The organism is Aureliella helgolandensis (assembly GCF_007752135.1).
GTDB lineage: Bacteria > Planctomycetota > Planctomycetia > Pirellulales > Pirellulaceae > Aureliella > Aureliella helgolandensis.
The window spans coordinates 4982051-4999397 of record NZ_CP036298.1; the positions used below are offsets into that span (position 1 = coordinate 4982051).

Sequence of the window (17347 nt, forward strand, 5' to 3'; positions counted from 1 at the left end):
GCTCATTGGTTTTCGCCTAGTAGAGGTATATGAACTCGTTCGAATTGAGAATGGCCAAGCACACGTCCGCCAGAGATCGGGTGCGGCGGTTGACGTCGGCCGGTTGCAAATCGGGAACAAAGTCCTCGTTGGCATAGAGCCTCTCTTCAAACGAAAAATGCTCTCCCGTATTCTCTTCAACCGCATCACGGCGAACGGAGACGGCCGGAGCCTCAGCAGCCATAGCCTCGTCAGGTAATAACGCGTCGACAGCCCGCCAGTGTTCGAGGCAGATTTGCAACTCATGCTCAGTCGGACTTCGTGAGTAGGCCAACTGATACAACCGTTCGATCGCCGCGATCTCGGCTGCTTCTGCAAGCTCGCCCCCACCCGAGGCCGCCAGCCCCAGCGCGTTCGACGCCTCCGTCAAACAACGATTGGCGAGCGCCAAGGCCCGTGCATGACTGAACTGACTATTGAACAAGCTAAAGACCTGCGGTGTCACCATCGACGTGTCGCGACGCTCACACGAAAAATCGGGCGAGGGCGAATTGAAGACCTCCAGCAATGGATCGACAAGCCCTCGGAGCTTCAGTGTATACAGCGACCGACGGTGCCGCTCCCTGGGCAGTGGATTGGGAGTCCAGGCAGCGGCAAACGTTCCCATCACCTGCCGAGGCTGCATGGCCGCTTCCAGATTGATCTCCGGCCGCGCTGGAATTCCGCCCAACATAGGGTTCAGCTCGCCGGTCGATGCCAACATCGCGTCACGCAACTCCTCAGCAGTGAGTCGCCTCGGTTTGAAGACTGCGTAGCTCACGCCTGCGGGGTCAACTTCGCTCAAACGCTGCGGATCAGGGTGGGATACGGACCGCTGATAAGCCTGACTCAACATAATCACGCGATGCATTGATTTGAAGGACCACCCTTTCGCCACAAAGCGTGCCGCCAACCAATCGAGCAATTCCGGGTGCGTCGGCGGTTTTCCCGACGCCCCAAAGTTGTTGGGATTTCCCGCCAACGGTACGTTGAAATGCCACATCCAAATGCGGTTCCCGATGGCACGCGTGGTGAGTGGATTGTCAGGCGACGCTACCCAATCAGCAAATGCCAGGCGACGGCCCTTCACCGAGTCTGGAACCGGTGACGTCTGCACCGCTCCCAGAATGCTCAATACTCCGGGCGAGACCGGCATTCCCGATGCAAATGGGTCGCCCCCAGTCAGAATGCAAGTTTGCTCCAACTCTCCCTGCGTCATTCGCTGCTCGGGCACGCGAACGGGACGGCTAACCGATTTCACCTGCGGCGTCCGGCCGTTGTAGACAGCCAAGGCATAGGGTTCGTAGCGTTCCAATTCCCACTTCAGTCGCTCGAGCCCCTTCCGCGCAACTCGCTCATTTCCAAAATCATCCGGCGTAAATCCGGCTTTGGCTGGTGGAATCAACTCAGGAGGGGCCTTCCGCTGCTGCATCAACTTCCGCACTTCCCCCAGTGACAGGCCTCGCTCGCGTTCCTCTTGCGTGGTCGGGGAACCAGCTTGTTCAGCAGGATCCAAGGGGAGGGCCGCCAGCAGTTTTTCCACCGCGCTGTCATAGGCGGCGGTATCCCGCCCCATTTCCGTCAACCAAGCTCGGCCACTGGAAACGGTCAGCTTAGCATTCAACACTTTCAGAGACTGCTCCAACTCTCGCTTTCGCTTCAGCAAATACTTGCGCTCTCCAAAACCCTCGACATTCTCTTGAGGACTAAACGGCGCGACCCGTTCGCACAATTGCGTGGTAGCGAATACGGCTTGGACTGAGTAATAGTCGCGCGTAGGGATGGGATCGAACTTGTGATCATGGCATCGCGCGCACTGCAAAGAGTGGGCTAGAAACGTCTCACCAACGCTATTGGTGGCATCATCTAAAAACCGCTGCCTAGCCACCTTGGCAACCTCCATGCTCGTCAGCTCCCAAGGCCCCATGCGCAAGAATCCCGTAGCGACGATCAATTCGGACACCGAGGAGCCTGTGGCGGTTGGGGGCGCATCGCTGTGAGTCATCTGCTCGGCAATTTCATCGCCTGCGATTTGCTCGCGTACAAATTGATCGTAGGGCTTGTCTTCATTGAAGGCACGGACTACGTAATCTCGATACCGCCACGCATTGCCCCGGTCATAGTCATTTGCAAAACCAGAGGAATCCGCATAGCGGACGACATCGAGCCAATGCTGCGCCATGCGTTCCCCATAATGTGGACTCTCCAAGAGGCGATCGACTAATTCTGCCCACACCAAATCGTCGGCACGCGGATCCTCCACAAAGCGGCGAACATCCTCTGGGGACGGCGGCAAGCCCGTTAAATCAAAGGTGGCACGCCGAATTAGCTGGGTTCGATCCGCAGGCGGCGCAACGGCTAAGCCAGCTGGTAGTCGCTGGACGATGAATTCATCCAGCATCCCAGCATCGTCAAAGTTGGCTGATGGCGTGCGCACCGGCTGATACCCCCAAATCGATTCGGGAGCATAGCGTCGGTTTGTCCAATCTGCAGATAGGCCGCCAGAGGTCTCCAGTCGCACCCCATCCTCCACGGACCATGCATCCTCGTACTCCAGGGCAATGCGTTGCGACTCCTCTTGATCGGGCCATGTGGCGCCGCCCGCGATCCATTCCTTCAGCCACCCCAGCTCTTCGGCAGTCAGGCGTTCCGCATCTTTAGGAGGCATCGCAGACCATTCGTCAGCCTCACGAGTTGCTGCTAAGAACAGTGGGCTTTCATCGGCCTTCCCAGGAACAATCGCCAAAACTCCACTATCACTACCCGAGCGCCAGCCAGCGTCCGAAAGCAAATCCAAGCTTCCCTCGATGTTCTCGGCTTCGCTTCCGTGGCAAGCAATACACTTCTCCTGCAGCAGAGGCGCAATGCGTCGGACGAACAGGGCCGCATTATCCTCATCTGCAAGGCAGGGTGCGCCGCCAACTTGGCAGGTGAGGCACGCGACGGTTAGTAGCAGTAGGCTCTCCCACTTCGTCTCTAAATTTCGCAAAGAAACCATCGAGAACTTCATCACAATCTCCCTATCCTGCCTGTCCAGTGGCGGTCGCGACAGAGGTGTCGCTCGTCACCCTAAGTTAGCGCACCGGTGATGGTCTAGCTAATCGTTCCTACTGTTTCAATCAGTCGCGTGGCGCTAGCACGCGTGTTGTCAGAATACTGCGTCGCGTAACCGGGAGCACGAACGCTTGCTGCTTCAACCCCGTCTGACATGCTGTCGTCGCGCCACGACGAAAACGCTCGGAGATCACTGATCGGCAAACAGCCAGCCGACACGCCCCCCCGCACAAGGTGATTTCGACACGCCACTAAGGCTCCAAACCGGTCGCGTAGCCCTGCTGCAATTCCACCAACTCGGCAAGGATGTCTGGATACTGAGTCGCTAAATTTTCGGATTCGGTTTCGTCCATCTCGAGATTCGCTAGGAACAACTGATCGTGATCTGTCAGCGATTTCGGTTCACGTCGATCCGTTGGATTTCCTAGCAGCTTCCAAGGCCCCTTGCGGACAACCCACTGCGGTCGCTTCCCACTGCCCAGTTGCCAGTACAAGCTCTTGTGTTGCGTTGGTGCCTGGGGATCCTCTAAAACCGGCACAAGACTTTTACCATCCAAATGATGGGCGGGCATGTCCAAACCGGCCAATTCAACTAGTGTTGGCAACCAATCGCACCCCACTGCCATTTGGTCGCGAACCTCACCTTGCGGCAATTTAGAGGGCCAAGAAACGATTGCTGGCACACGGATTCCACCCTCAAACAAACATCCTTTCGCACCACGGTATGGACCGGGGTTGCCCCCGCCGAAAAACGCGCGTTCCTCCACCGAATGTCCGTGATCGGATTGCAGCACTAGGATCGTATTGTCGCGTTTACCCGTTCGTTCGAGATGGTCCACAATAAGACCAATGCGTTCATCCAAGGAACTCACAAACGCCGCGTACTTGTCGCGTGGACTCGGTAAATCGGCATAATGCTCCCGCCACTTGGCAGTTCCTTGCATGGGATAATGGGGCCAGTTGATCGCCCAGTATATGAAAAACGGCTCCTGCTCACTTTCGTTAATCAACCGCCGACATTCATCAACCATTGCATCACCGAAGTAGGTTCCATCCAACCAGATTTCTTTGCCATCGCGCCACAGGTCATGCCGGTTGGGGCCGTTCCAGTAGAAGAAATAGGAGTAGTTATCGATGCAGCCCCCCATATGCCCAAACGAGGATGCAAACCCCTGCGCGTTGGGCATCGTTGGCGGCGTGTACCCCAAATGCCATTTGCCCACATGCCCCGTTCGATAACCGTTCTGCTGCATCACCTCAGCAATGGTAATCTCACTGGCTGGCATGCCTGCTTGCCCCTTCTCCGACGAGACATTGCTAGGCACTCCCGCTCGGGCTGGATAGCGTCCAGTCAATAATCCAGCCCGCGAAGCCGAGCAGATCGCCGACGGGGCATACATCTGGGTGAATCGAATTCCCGTATCTGCCAGACGATCAAAATTGGGCGTTACGAGATCGGTGGAACCGTAGCAATTGGCATCCAAGGTTCCTTGGTCATCCGTGTAGATCATTAAAACATTGGGACGATCGGCGGCCAGGGCCTCGCTCCCTAGCACAACCGCGGCTAACGCCAAGAACATCCCACCAAGTCTACCCATGCGAACTCGCATCATCAGCTCCAGTCCATCCATTCGAAACGGCTTCGGGGACTAGTCCCCGTAAAACTTCAGTCTGCGTGATAGCCGCGCCACATCCACACCAGCGTATCCGCTAACGTTAATTCAAACACCTGCTTGTCGCAGTGCTTGGTGGATTGGCTAAACACGAACCGATAATTGTAGCCTTTAGATTTGAGGGCCGCGGCCGTTCGCCGATTCGCCATGACCCAGTTATGGTAGGTTTCCTCGGGATCTCGCGCGCGATTGTCATGTTCCGAAACGTGGGTAAAAATACGTAGCGGCTTCGTTTCCGAATTCTCAATCAGCTTGAGGCTTGAATGATATTCCCAAGCACCTAACGGATACTCTGCCTCTTCGGCCGCATCATCATCTTGCTGATCTACAAAGGTTCCAGAATAGGTGATTAACCGACGAAAGAGGTCGGGCCGAAACCATCCCATCGTCAGTGCGGCGGCGCCTCCGGAACTGCACCCCATGACCGCTTTCCCCCAGGGATTGTCGGTGAACGCAATGTTCGGATACGCCGCTTTGATGTCGGGCTGGCTTAAAACCGCAGGCAGCACTTCCTCGTTGATCAATCTCGCAAAACGATCAGACATCGTGTCATATTCAAGCCCACGCTGACTTCCCTTGCTGTCGTCCCCCCCGTTTTGAACCGCGATTGCAATGAACGCGGGTAGCTTCCGCTGTGGATCTTGGGATATCGTCAGATTGTCGAGCGCATGGCGAACGAGGTCCAAGCGGCTGGGGCCGTCGAGGGTCACCAACAGTGGAGCGGGAGTGCCATCTTGATAGGCGGCAGGCACGTAAACCCAAACTCGACGTTCATCGCGAACCTTCTTCTTAGGATCGAGCGTCGCGTCCTGGCCGTCAAAGATCTTGCTGTCCGCAAGTCGCAGAGAAAATTCAAAACTCTTGCCCTTGGGATTTCCTAGGTCAGTTAAGTCGGGATCGATTGCATATTCAGGACCGACGACCCAATCACCATTGCCCTCTTGCCCCGGCGATTCCTGGTAGGTTTCCTCAGCCAATACGCTTGGGATGCTAACCAGGGCCGCCAGGAGCCCACACAGTATGGACTGCGCCCCGCAAGAAACAACACGCGTGAGTCGCTGGAACGGACGTAGGCGACCGGGGGAAAGCAGGGAAATCGTGCGTGCAACACTTGTCGCAGTATTGGCAAACACAGTTCTCGGGAGCAGTTTCATTTCGAGTACCCAATAAGCAGGGGGAGAAGTAGGTTCAGGCGGGAGGACGGCAATTGGTAGGAAAGGGGACGCCAACAGGGGGCGATTTGATTCTCGATCCATCCCCCCGACATCCTAACACAGCACTCGGCGCGACGAATACCGGGTCGGACGAAGCCAGCGAACACCCCTCACTTTTAGCGACCATCAAATCGGGGAGACCTCTTCTCGGCAAACGCCAACAGCCCCTCCTGAGCATCGGGCAATTTCAAGCAGCGGAGGTATGCCTCGGTGTCGGCGCGATGCGCTACCTTCGGCTGCGCACCCTCATCGAGATGGACCAAACGCTTGGTTTCCCGCAACGCTTCCGCTGGCATCTGCAAGAGTTTCTGAGCCAGCAGCTCTCCCCGACGGTGCAAGCTCGCACCCGGCACAACCTCATTGATGAGCCCCCACTCCAGCGCTTTGGCCGCTGGGATGGGCTCGCCTAACAAGCACATCTCCAAGGCTCGAGATTTCCCGACCAAGGCCGTGAGCTGGGCAACCCCATAACCGGGCGGCCACCCCAAGCGAATTTCGGGCATCGCGAACCGAGCCGCATGCGTTGCAATCCGCATGTCAGCCGAGTACGCAGCCACACAGCCTCCTCCAAACGCATCGCCGTTGATTAGTGCGATGATCGTCTGCGGGACTCTCTCAAAAGCGAGGTACAACTCGGCTTGGCGCAGGCTGAGCTGACGGGCTGTGTCTGGCGGTAGCTCCCGCAACTCCTTGACGTCATCTCCCGCACAAAACGCCTCCCCCGTACCGGTCAGCAACACGACTCGCACCTGCTGCGGATGGCCCAACAGCCAGGCAACCAAGCGTTCCAGATCATCGGTCATCTGCACATTCACTGCATTGAGCGCCTTCGGACGATTCAATTTGACGGTTGCGACCTTCCCCGAAAGCTCGACCAACACAGTTTCCAATACAGGCAGCGCATCAGTATTGGGAGTTAGATTCATGGCCCTTGGCTCCTGACCAGCCTGCTTCTCGAGGTTTTCAATAATCCGGCTTACCTGGACGATGGCTCGCGAATGCGTTCCATGGCCGATCTGCTGATCACCAGCCCAGGCTTCGACATCAAACTCCACGCGTCGACCGTCCCTCACGGTCACTTTCGCGATTCCCTGCACAGTCGCCCCCAGGGGCGCACCACCCGTGTGCCGAATGTTGACCTCAATGCCTACCGACTCTTCCCCCGGCTCTAGATAATCCCGCAAGGCCTCACGCGCCGCCCGCTCCATCAACATGATCATATTCGGAGTGGAGAAAACGGTGGCACGAGAATCGCCGCCCAACGTGATCACCATCGAAGCATCGACGGACCATGTCAGCCGGCCCGTTGCTCCCACTGTCAAACCAGATTTCATTCAAGAATTTCATTCAATCGCGAGCTGAATTGATATCTACCAAGCCCCCATCCTAATCCAACCTCGCGTCGTCAGCTATTTGGTGGAATAGATTTTCAAGTCGTCGATGACCACTCGTTGGGGAACCGACAGCCGTAGCATACGTTTGGTAGGATGAGCGATACCGGGCGAGGCAAAGGATGCCACCTCTTTTCCATCAATCGAGGCGCCGAGCGTCTCGCCGGAAATGGTTACCGACAATGTGTACCACTTCCCAAGCTCCAGCTCATTCGCGACACGACGTTTTTTCGTTTTCAGCTCGTCCTCCAGGGAAGCTGGCACCTGCTTAGCGAGTCGCAATTCCCGCGTTTTCAAATCCATTACGCCAGTTTTCAGGTCCGACAACTCGACATACTTAGTTCCAATTTTCGCCATGCACAGATGCCCCGCGTGCACAGGCTTGAAGTTGGGATCCGCAAAATTGAGGCCTAAGCTATCTTGGGGATGCTCAAGTTTAAATCGCAACTCGACCGTTCCATTGGTAAACTCAGCTGCATGGGTCACCGAAACGGCATGGTCCGCTGCCTCATGAATATAAATATGCAGGGCTCCCTCTTTGAGATCGACCTGCTTATTCCCCGCAGCCCTGCTCTTACTATTGGTCCCCCAGCCCTGGCCAACTTCATCTCGCAGTTCTTGTGATTCGGCGCGTTCGAAGTCATCTTCGAAAATCAACGTCCGTACTCCATCAGCAGCCAACGCACTTCCAACGGGTACCCACAACAAGCTCACCGCATACAAACCAGCTAAGAACAACTTCATTGCAACGCCTTTATTTGAGGTTCTTCGAGACTTTTAGCGGCAGGTCGAAAATTGATTTGATTTTCAAATTCTTTTGGGAGGAAAGATCACAACTAACACTATAGCGGATTATTGGGTCGCAATGATTGCTGGCAGCCGGAAGACATGAACCAGGATTTGCTTAGCAAGCACGTTGCAATACGGCTTTCTCACATCGGGGGCAGACGAACTTATCAGGATTGCGACGCCGCTTGATGCCAAGCAGCTCTTGCTCCTGAGCGGACATGGAGGCGTTTGGGCACGACGCAGTTCAAGACCGGGGTGCGGCACGTGTGCTTCGTTCTCGCTGCGTCAATTGCGACAAAGCGACCACTGATCTTTGAACACAGCTCTTAAAACACAGCTCCTCGAAAATGGCCGGGCACGCCTCCTCACAGCTGGCACGCAATTCCACCTTTACAATGAATCGCACCTAAGCGAGGCTCGCCACGCACGCCTGGCCAAACTCGTTGAGGATCACACAGGCCACGGTGAATACTCGGCAATTGGGACTGACGCGTTGATCCCACAAATTGCTCCCCCAACAGCGACGGAGAAACTGAAGGGAAGGGCAAGCCGGCGACGAGGAAATTGGGCTAGAAACTTTAGGGCCTACGATTTCCGTAACAATCGGCGAACGATTCCCTCTGAGCGATGCGATTGGCCGATGCGCACCATACATCGAAGACTGACGCACACCTGGTTGAGGGTTGCCATCTGCGGTCTAGGCAGATGCTCTAGGCAGATGCTCTAGGCAGATATTGTTTATGGCCTGATCTGGGATCTACAAGCCGCCTCGGACAATTGAGCGTGGAGTCAGTGTGATACAATATTGCCTCCGATTGCCTTGCTGTTCTACTGCGGACTCGGAGAAACAGAAGTCTACCTATCAGGAGAAACGCACGCATGGCGACAATCGATTTGTACATTCCGTTTGCTCGAAGTCGAAAGCGTCACATTGCCATGCTGTCGCTGGCGTTAGGGTGCATCGCATCCTGTTCGCTCTTCGCTCAGTCGATTCCCGAGGAGCGGCGGATTACCTATCGCGAGCAATCGCTGACGCCTTACGACCCATTCCCCGCCGACGAAATGTGGAAGCGGATTGAGATCCCGCCCGCACCGGCCCTTTCGCCGGAGGAAGCTCTTAAGTCATTCAAGGTCGCGCCCGGCTTTCGCCTGCAATGCATCGCCTCCGAACCGTTGGTTGTCGATCCGGTGACGTTTGAGTTCGACCCGGACGGGCGGATTTGGGCAGTAGAATTTCGCGGTTGGATGCTGGACATCGACGGCAAAGGCGAAGGCGATCCGATCGGCAAAGTTGTCGTGCTGGAAGACACCGATGGCGATACGATCATGGATAAGTCGACCGTATTTCTCGACAATCTAGTGATGCCGCGGGCCATTTCGTTCGTACAAGGGGGCGTGCTTGTGGCCGAACCACCGAACCTTTGGTACTGCCAGGACACCAACGGCGATCTGAAGTGCGACCGTAAGACGCTGGTCGCTCAGTACGGTCGGCCTGGCAATCCCGAGCACACCGAAAACGGCCTGATGCACGCCCTGGACAATTGGATGTACTCGGCCAATGCGACGCAGCGGCACAAGTTCACCGATGGCAAGCTAATCGAAGAACCGACGCGTTACCGCGGCCAATGGGGAATCACGCAGGACGACTATGGCCGGCTGTTTTACAACTATGAGAACAGTCCGTTGCACGGCGATTTGTTTCCGGCGGAATATCTGAGCCGCAACAACCATCTCGGATTGAGCGAAGGCCTCAATGTTAACATTGCGGCTCAAGACCGCGAGGTGTTTCCCATACGCGTCACGCCAGGGATTACCCTCGGCGCCAACGAACTGCGCGACGATGGCACCCTGCGGACCTTTACCATCGCCTGCGGGCCTTCCATTTACCGCGGCGATCAATTTCCCGCCGAGTATTACGGCAGCGCCGTGATCCCCGAAGCCGCCGGCAACCTAGTGCGTCTGGCGAAGATCACCGAGAACGGCGTGCATCTCACAGCGCAGAACGCCTTTGGCAAGCGAGAACTGTTGGCTTCGACCGACGAACGCTTTCGACCAGTGTGCAGTCGCACCGGACCGGATGGGGCGATTTATGTTTGCGATCTGTATCGCGGCATCATTGAACACGTGATTTTCATGATGCCCTACCTGCGGAATCAGATCCTCTCGCGGGGCCTCGACAAACCACTCGGCCGGGGGCGCATTTATCGCATCGTCCACGAGGGCAAACCACTCGGCCCACCGCCGAAGATGTCCCAGCAGAAATCGCTGGAGTTGGTCGAGCATCTTTCGCATCCCAATGGCTGGTGGCGTGATACGGCACAGCGACTATTGGTCGAGCGCCAGGCCGTCGACGCGGCAGGCGCGCTGCGCGCGTTGGCGCAAAATGGGGCAAGCCACCTGGCGCGTATCCATGCGCTGTGGACGCTCGAAGGTATCGGACGACTCGATTGGGAAACGGTCAGCGCCGCGCTGGCCGACAAAAATCAATGGGTGCGCATGTCCGCGATTCGACTGAGCGAGCGATTCCTCGACGATCACCAGGCTGCCGCGACGTTGGCTCGGCTCAAACAAACAACTTTCTCCGACGATCCGGAGGGAGTGCGTTTGCAATTGCTCTTCACGTTAGGTGAAGCAATGCAATCCGCGGCCGCAGATGCAGACGGGACCTTGCAAGATCAGGTGGAACGTCAAATGGCTGAAAACGTGGTTGCCGCGCCGTCGGCCTTGATTCGCACGGCCGCGCTCAGCGGACTGGCTGGGCACGAACTGGAATTTGCCGCGCGTCTGATGAAACACCCGGGCTGGACCGAGACAATGGAGTCGCAACACCAAATCATCGACACCTTGGCAATGGCCACCACCGACGAGGGCCAGCCCGAGCGGGTCGGCCGGTTGCTCGAACTGGCCGCGGGCGTCGATGCCAAGACACCCTGGCAGACGGACGCCATCATGGCTGGCGTGGTGACTTCGCGGCTCAGCCTCAGCAAATGGCCCGTGCCGATTGCATTGGCCCAGCGGCCCGCGCTGCTCGACTTGCTCGTCGGTTCCTCGCGGCCAACGCGGAACAAGTACGGCGAGCAGCTTCAGCGGATCGTCACCTGGCGGGGAGATACGAATGAACATCCCCAACGACCAGTCCTAAAACCGCTCACCTCCGAGCAGGAAGCGCTCTATAACTTGGGCGACGCGGTCTACAAAGCCACCTGCCACGCTTGCCACAAGGCCGACGGACGGGGCATGGCGGGCCAAGCGCCGCCGCTGGCCGAGTCCGAGTGGGTCAGCGGCGACCCCCAGCGCCTCGCAAGGATTGTCCTGCACGGACTGCACGGCCCAGTGAAGGTCGGCGATCAGGATTGGAATATGGCGATGCCGGGACTCGGGCACAGCCCCATCATGAACGACGAGCGGTTGGCGGGCGTGTTGACCTACGTGCGTCGCAATTGGGATAACTTCGGCAGCCCGGTAACGCCCGATTGGGTGGCCTCGATTCGCCAGGCAACCCGCGACCGCAAGACGCCCTGGACGGTGGAGGAATTGCTCGCTCCCCAAGCCGCAGCGCTCGAAACGCCAGCGGAGGAAGTCGATCCGCTCGATCGCTATCGCCCCGTGCTAGACCAAGGCGATGCGGAGCGCGGCCGCGAACTATTCCACCGGAACGTCAAGGTGCGATGCAACGCGTGTCACAAAATCGGCGATACCGGCGGCGGATTCGTCGGCCCCGATCTGACCGTCGTTGGTTCGCGTGCCACGACGGAGCACCTGTTGCAATCGCTCGTCGATCCAAGCGCGGAGATCGCCAAGGGGTTCGAGACCCTCGTCGTTGTGACTGAGTCGGGAGAGATCGTCTCCGGAACGTTTGTCTCCGAAGACGAGGGCCAGCTCGTCGTCGCACCGGTGAGCGGCGGGTCCGTCGCCATCGACGTTGACGAGATCGTCGAGCGCGTCGCGTCGCCGATCTCCAGCATGCCGCCCATGGGCGAGGCCTTTACGGCCGAGCAGATTGCCGATCTCGTGGCATATCTCGCCACGCTGAAGTCGACGGGCGCCAACCGCCTGAACTACCTCGATGACGTCGACCCTTACTATGTGTCGCACCAGTTCCCCAAGCTGACGACGCCGATGTGGGTCGACGAAGAAGAGGTCGAGTGCGTCGTCATTCTGTCGATCGACGACCTCCGCGACACGCAGCAGTATGAACGGTTCCTGCGTCCCGTCCTGGACCGGCTCAAGAAGATTGACGGCCGGGCCCCGCTCAGCATTTTCACCTGCTCAGCGAAGCCGGGGGATCCGCAGTTGGAACGCTGGCTTAGCGAGGGGCTATCGCTGGAGGTGCATACCATGGATCATCCTTGCCCGCTGTTCGGCTTTGGTGATCTTGAAAAAATCCGCACGACGATCGACGATTGCACCGATCTGATTGCGAAAATACCGCACAATCGACCGGTGGCGTTTCGTTCACCCTGCTGCGATGTATTGAATTCCAATAGTCCTCGGCTGTACAGCGAAATCTTGGCGAAAACCACGCCTGAGGGCAATTTTCTGTCGATGAGTTCCACGGTGCATCACTTGTTCACTAAGGACGATCCGTCGTTGCCCCGGGATATCGTGCTGGACGAAGGGGGACGCGACCGGTTTCTCAAGTTCATCAAGGGCAACGTCAAAATCCTGGGAAAGACCGGCTACGAGTATGCCAACTACGTTACGAATTACCCTTATCCCTATGTCGTTGGCCGCCAGATATGGGAAATCCCCTGCCACGCGCCAGGCGACCATCAGGCGGACTTTTACGCGCAGCACTACGGGCACCGCATCGTCGAGGAATGGAAAAAGGGTGTCGATGGTGCCGTCGTGAAACAGGGGCTGTGCACGTTGTTGTTCCATCCTTACGGCAAATGCACGCCTGAGCAGATTATCGAGGTGATCGACTATGCGACGAGCAAGTATGGCCGCCGCATCAAGTTTCTGACGATGCGCGACGTACAGGAGCGGCTCAACCGCACGCTGCTGGCCGGTCATCCATTGCGTTCGGCGAAGGGTGAAGACAATGGCGTTCGTCTGCTGGATGTGAACCATGACGGAGTGCTTGACGTCGTGATTGGAAACGAGCAAGCGCAGCTAACCCGTCTCTGGTCTCCAGAAACCAGCAGTTGGCGCGAGATCGACTTTCCGTTGCGTCTAGTCGACAATGCTGCGCGCGACGCTGGCGTGCGTTTCGGCATTCTGGATGACGACGGGTTGCCAACCGCAATCGTGCGAAACGGCCGACAGGCCGGCGCGTGGCGATTCGACGGTGAGAGGTGGGTCGAACAACCACAACGCCTAAAAGGGCTCGACTTAGACGGTCAGCCAGTGCTAACCGGCGAGGATGGCCACGACCGGGGCGTGCGACTGCGAGATATTGATGGCGACGGTTGCTGCGAACTGCTGGTGGGCAACGATTCCCAGCGGGCCGTGTTCGCATGGTCGACGCAGATGGATCGCTGGGAGCAGCTGCCGTACGCATTGCCTGCTGGTACGACAATTGTCGATGCCCAAGGCCGCGACGCCGGTCTCCGCCTGGCCGACACCAACGGCGACGGGAGGCAGGACGTGATTTTCTCGAGCGACACGCACTACTCCGTCCACGAGTTTGTTTCACCCCAAGACGGCTGGGCTCAGATGGTCGTGTCTGGAAAGGACGGCGACGACAGGGCCATTCCACCGATCGTCACAAGCGGTGAGAATAATGGCGCCTTCCTCCACTCCGGCCGCCTTTGGGTCGTGAACGAACAGACCAACCCATTGCCCAACCATGCCGCGACCATTGATTTGTCCCAGTTAAACGAGACCGCCCCGCCAGCCAAACCGTAAGGAGCACCTGTTGCTGCGCAAGAAGTGACTCAGGCGTGTTGTGCAGGCCCCATTAGCGAGGAATATCCGTGGTTTTCTTGACGATTGAAGTTGGTCGGGAATTTTCACTAATGATTGCACCCTAAAGCCCCCTCTGATGATCTTTCAGAGAAGCTTGGGAAGATTCCTTCCAGCGCGGCTTCGTCAACGGTCCTTTTTTACTTTCCACTTGTAAGCCGTAACGGAATTTTTCCAGAAGTACTTTTCCTGGAGTTCTCGCGGCTTGTCGGCAAAGTAGTCTTTCACGATGCCCACGACCTGATCAAGCGGAGCCACTCCGTCGCTGTTCGGCCAATCGCTGCCGAAGAGAATCCGGTCATCTCCAAACACGTCGATCAATCGATCCAGTCGCGGACGATGCACCTCCAGATCTCTGACGATCTTACCTGCAATGCGATGGATTACGGCTGACAGTTTGACGAAGATGTTCTTTCGACTGTGCAGAACTTTCAGAACGTTGTCGTAAGCCGCCTGAGTATCCACCGTCGGTTCCAGACTTGGCAGGTGATCGATGATGATGCGCAAATCCGGCACGCTGTCGTTGAGCTGCGCGACGGCTTCCAGCAACGGCACCGTCGGGTTGGCAATATCCAGTGACAGATCCAGCTCGGACAACAAACGCATGCCCTTCATGAACGCATCGTCCTTGACCATCTTCGTGAGATCATAGCCCCATAGGTTACCGTGACGAATGCCTCGAAACAGTGGATTCTTGGCGTGGCGAACGAGCAATTCGGGGAAGTCCGGTTTCTCCGGCTGCAGATTGCCGACCAGCCCGAGCATCATTTCGTCCGACTGCATGACCTGCAATGCCCACAAGTTGTCTTCGACCCACGGACTGGCTTCGACCTTGATTGCTCCAGTAATTCCCAGAGGAACGGCCAGTTTCCGATAGTCATCGGGCAGTGAAATGGTGGGCGAGCTGCCGCCGGGACCAACATACGGAGCGCCCTGCGGTCGCGATCCGTCGAACAGATGGATGTGTGAATCGATGATAGGAATCGGCACCTCTTTCGCCTCAGCTCCCCATGTGGCAGACTCGGACACCACTGTCGTTCCCAGCGCAGCCGTGCTCAGAACAAATCCGCGTCGTGTCAGATATTCGAAAGAGGTGTCTGCTTGAGGAGAAAGTAATTGGCCAACTGTGCTGAGCGCATTCGCTGCTGTAGAGGGTGTTAGCAATGGCTGGCCAGTGTCACTGTTGATTCGCGAGTTTGAAGAATTCATTTCAGCTTTCCTGAATGGTTTCGTTTCGTTCAGAATACGCAATCCACGCACCATGCGGAGGTGCCCCAATGGCGAGGTCGCCTACAGTGTGTGCGTCAAAAAAACAGTCTGGCATCATCACAACGGAGTAGGGTTCAGCGCCAACCGAGAAAGCGGCGGAAGGGAATCGCTTGGTAACAAACCACAAAACGCTGTCGCTTTCTTTCTCGCCATGGCCCCCACTCCCATCATCGTTGCGAGAACACGAACTTAAAACAAATGATCGCAAAAACAACTCGACCGCGCTACCTCGTCTGCCTAAGGTGAGCGTCGGCCGTGGGCTCTGAGCGGAGATGCCAAATCGCCGACAAGGCGATCCCGAGTTGTCCCAGCCAATAAGGTAGCATTACATTGATCTGCTCAAGTGGTAGCGGGCCGACAAAGAGACGATAAGCGAGAATGCTGTCGCTGAGGATGAAGAGAATGGCGCCGACAAAACCGGCAAGGGCGGACCGTCGTGGAATCGATGTTAGCCCCAATCGCTCCGAAGCTCGCCAGAGCATCACACTGATTGCCAAGGAATAAAATCCCACCGGAACGGCCAGCGCCCCCACAGAGCCAACAATCATAACTCCGATGTAAACGAATGCACCAAAAGCAAACGCCGGCAAGCCACGGGACAGTTGCACTCTCCGGGTATCCTGAAAAAACGCGGCGATATACGCCAGGTGTGAAATAAGAAAGACAACGAGTCCGAGAAGAAAAGAACTGTCTATCAGGAAATCTGCTGATGCTCCGAAAACCAATCCGAGAAAGACCAGTCGTATATAAGTTGATTTACCAATCAATGGGATCAATGCTAGGGCCATGAGCAACACCGGAATTGATTTTGATATTCGTCCTACGATGCTGTTGCCGGTACTAAAATAAAAGATCGCGGCAGCCAGTCCGAGAACAAAGAGGATGCTATACAGGATTACCGCGGCCCGGCCGGGCCAATCCAATGACGTTTTATCCATATTGATTACAGCACTACACCTTTGGGAAAAATAATCTCATCCAGCTTTGCTTTTCTTGTCTTCTCTTTTGCGGCCTCGGGGGCAAGAAAAGGGACAGCAGCTAAAAAGGTTAATTAGGTAAGATGGTTCCGATACCCTAGATCGAAAGAATGAGCCGGAAATACCGAGGCCTTCACGAGCCTATGTCGACGTTCATCGTTATCAAGTGCTCAATCGAGGGCACAATCGCGACACCTTTTTCCACAAATGTCCAATAGGCTCGCGCCCCTTTTTCTGGCCCGACTTGGCATTCAACCACGCCGTAGCCGACGCTGCTCCCGCGTCCGAAGGGGACCGTCGCCCGGTGCTCTGTCGTCGCGCCGGTGTCGCTGTCGACATAGTACGCCGTGAGCACGGCGCGCTCCTGGCCATCGGTGTACTCGGTCGCGGGCGCGACGACGCACACTTGCTGGTCGGCGTCGCACACGACCTGAACGCTGTTGCTCCCCGAACGTTCCGTCGGGATAGATGCGAGCCGTTCGGACAGGCCGTTGCGGATTCGGATCAGGTGGATGACGACCGTCCCGCCCTCATCCTCCCTCATCCTCCCTCATCCTCCCTCATGAACGCCGCGGAACTCCCGTGCGACGTCCGGCAGATCCGAGTTGGTGTTCCCCCGTGGACTCCCTCGCCGCTCGACTTCGCGCCGCAACCCGTGGCCAGGTTCACCGGCTCCGTCATGACGACCGCCGCCGCTTCCTGGGCGTGGGCGACGCCCGCGGAGAGACAGTTGCCAAGGAGGGACGCTGTCGTGGACCAGATGCGATTATGCATTTTCTTTCTTCTTAACGCCCACGCCATTCGTGGGCGGGATGTAGAGGCGAGCGGGACTTGTCGGTCGCCCCGATAAAAAAGTAAAAACTGCCCAGGACGCAGATCGCTGGCCGTAAGTTCAAGTTTCGCAGATTCTGACCGAGGTCAAATGGGGCTGGTCTCTTTGTTTGCGAATGCGGCAAAAAGCGAGCTCTGGGACATGGAAAATTCATGTTGAAGCGTCTTCACTGAGTGTCGGTCGCGGGCAAGAGTTGTATGTTGTTGGCAGCTACCATCACCGG

The 17347-nt window shown here is 57.0% G+C and carries 9 protein-coding genes; 1 reads left to right on the forward strand and 8 read right to left on the reverse strand.

The features are described 5' to 3' along the window. Positions 1-16: 16 nt before the first annotated feature. The 5 genes from Q31a_RS17455 to Q31a_RS17475 all read right to left on the reverse strand — a co-directional run bounded on the left by Q31a_RS17455 (position 17) and on the right by Q31a_RS17475 (position 8094). The gene (locus tag Q31a_RS17455; protein ID WP_145080607.1) at positions 17-3028 is read right to left on the reverse strand and encodes a PSD1 and planctomycete cytochrome C domain-containing protein; all 3012 of its coding nucleotides are present in this window, start codon (positions 3026-3028) and stop codon (positions 17-19) included. Positions 3029-3323: 295 nt separating this feature from the next. Further along, entirely contained in the window at positions 3324-4703 is a 1380-nt protein-coding gene (locus Q31a_RS17460) for a sulfatase-like hydrolase/transferase (protein ID WP_145080609.1), read from the reverse strand. Positions 4704-4738: 35 nt separating this feature from the next. Next, positions 4739-5899: an alpha/beta hydrolase gene (locus tag Q31a_RS17465; protein ID WP_145080612.1), complete on the reverse strand. Its 1161-nt coding sequence runs from the start codon at positions 5897-5899 to the stop codon at positions 4739-4741. A gap of 176 nt (positions 5900-6075) precedes the next feature. After that, the gene (locus Q31a_RS17470; RefSeq protein ID WP_145080615.1) at positions 6076-7293 is read right to left on the reverse strand and encodes a thioesterase, FlK family; all 1218 of its coding nucleotides are present in this window, start codon (positions 7291-7293) and stop codon (positions 6076-6078) included. Positions 7294-7368: 75 nt separating this feature from the next. Next, complete coding sequence (locus Q31a_RS17475; protein WP_231690816.1) at positions 7369-8094, reverse strand: nucleotidyl transferase family protein; 726 nt, start codon at positions 8092-8094, stop codon at positions 7369-7371. A 924-nt stretch (positions 8095-9018) separates the two neighbouring features. Here Q31a_RS17475 and Q31a_RS17480 point away from each other — a divergent pair. Continuing rightward, complete coding sequence (locus Q31a_RS17480) at positions 9019-13989, forward strand: DUF7133 domain-containing protein (RefSeq protein ID WP_145080618.1); 4971 nt, start codon at positions 9019-9021, stop codon at positions 13987-13989. A gap of 183 nt (positions 13990-14172) precedes the next feature. Here Q31a_RS17480 and Q31a_RS17485 read toward each other — a convergent pair whose 3' ends face one another. The 3 genes from Q31a_RS17485 to Q31a_RS17495 all read right to left on the reverse strand — a co-directional run bounded on the left by Q31a_RS17485 (position 14173) and on the right by Q31a_RS17495 (position 16836). Next, the gene (locus Q31a_RS17485) at positions 14173-15255 is read right to left on the reverse strand and encodes an amidohydrolase family protein (RefSeq protein ID WP_145080621.1); all 1083 of its coding nucleotides are present in this window, start codon (positions 15253-15255) and stop codon (positions 14173-14175) included. Between the two features lie 284 nt (positions 15256-15539). Next, the gene (locus Q31a_RS17490; protein ID WP_145080624.1) at positions 15540-16253 is read right to left on the reverse strand and encodes a lysoplasmalogenase; all 714 of its coding nucleotides are present in this window, start codon (positions 16251-16253) and stop codon (positions 15540-15542) included. A gap of 172 nt (positions 16254-16425) precedes the next feature. Further along, a complete protein-coding gene (locus tag Q31a_RS17495; RefSeq protein WP_145080627.1) occupies positions 16426-16836 on the reverse strand; it encodes a hypothetical protein in 411 nt (136 codons plus the stop codon). Positions 16837-17347 lie beyond the last annotated feature (511 nt).

Bases quoted from the DNA above. Each gene is read 5' to 3' on its own strand.
- Q31a_RS17485 (WP_145080621.1), bottom strand. From the start codon at position 15,255: ATGAATTCTTCAAACTCGCGAATCAACAGTGACACTGGCCAGCCATTG.
- Q31a_RS17480 (WP_145080618.1), top strand. From the start codon at position 9,019: ATGGCGACAATCGATTTGTACATTCCGTTTGCTCGAAGTCGAAAGCGT.
- Q31a_RS17490 (WP_145080624.1), bottom strand. From the start codon at position 16,253: ATGGATAAAACGTCATTGGATTGGCCCGGCCGGGCCGCGGTAATCCTG.
- Q31a_RS17460 (WP_145080609.1), bottom strand. From the start codon at position 4,703: ATGGATGGACTGGAGCTGATGATGCGAGTTCGCATGGGTAGACTTGGT.
- Q31a_RS17465 (WP_145080612.1), bottom strand. From the start codon at position 5,899: ATGAAACTGCTCCCGAGAACTGTGTTTGCCAATACTGCGACAAGTGTT.
- Q31a_RS17455 (WP_145080607.1), bottom strand. From the start codon at position 3,028: ATGAAGTTCTCGATGGTTTCTTTGCGAAATTTAGAGACGAAGTGGGAG.
- Q31a_RS17495 (WP_145080627.1), bottom strand. From the start codon at position 16,836: ATGAGGGAGGATGAGGGCGGGACGGTCGTCATCCACCTGATCCGAATC.
- Q31a_RS17470 (WP_145080615.1), bottom strand. From the start codon at position 7,293: ATGAAATCTGGTTTGACAGTGGGAGCAACGGGCCGGCTGACATGGTCC.
- Q31a_RS17475 (WP_231690816.1), bottom strand. From the start codon at position 8,094: ATGAAGTTGTTCTTAGCTGGTTTGTATGCGGTGAGCTTGTTGTGGGTA.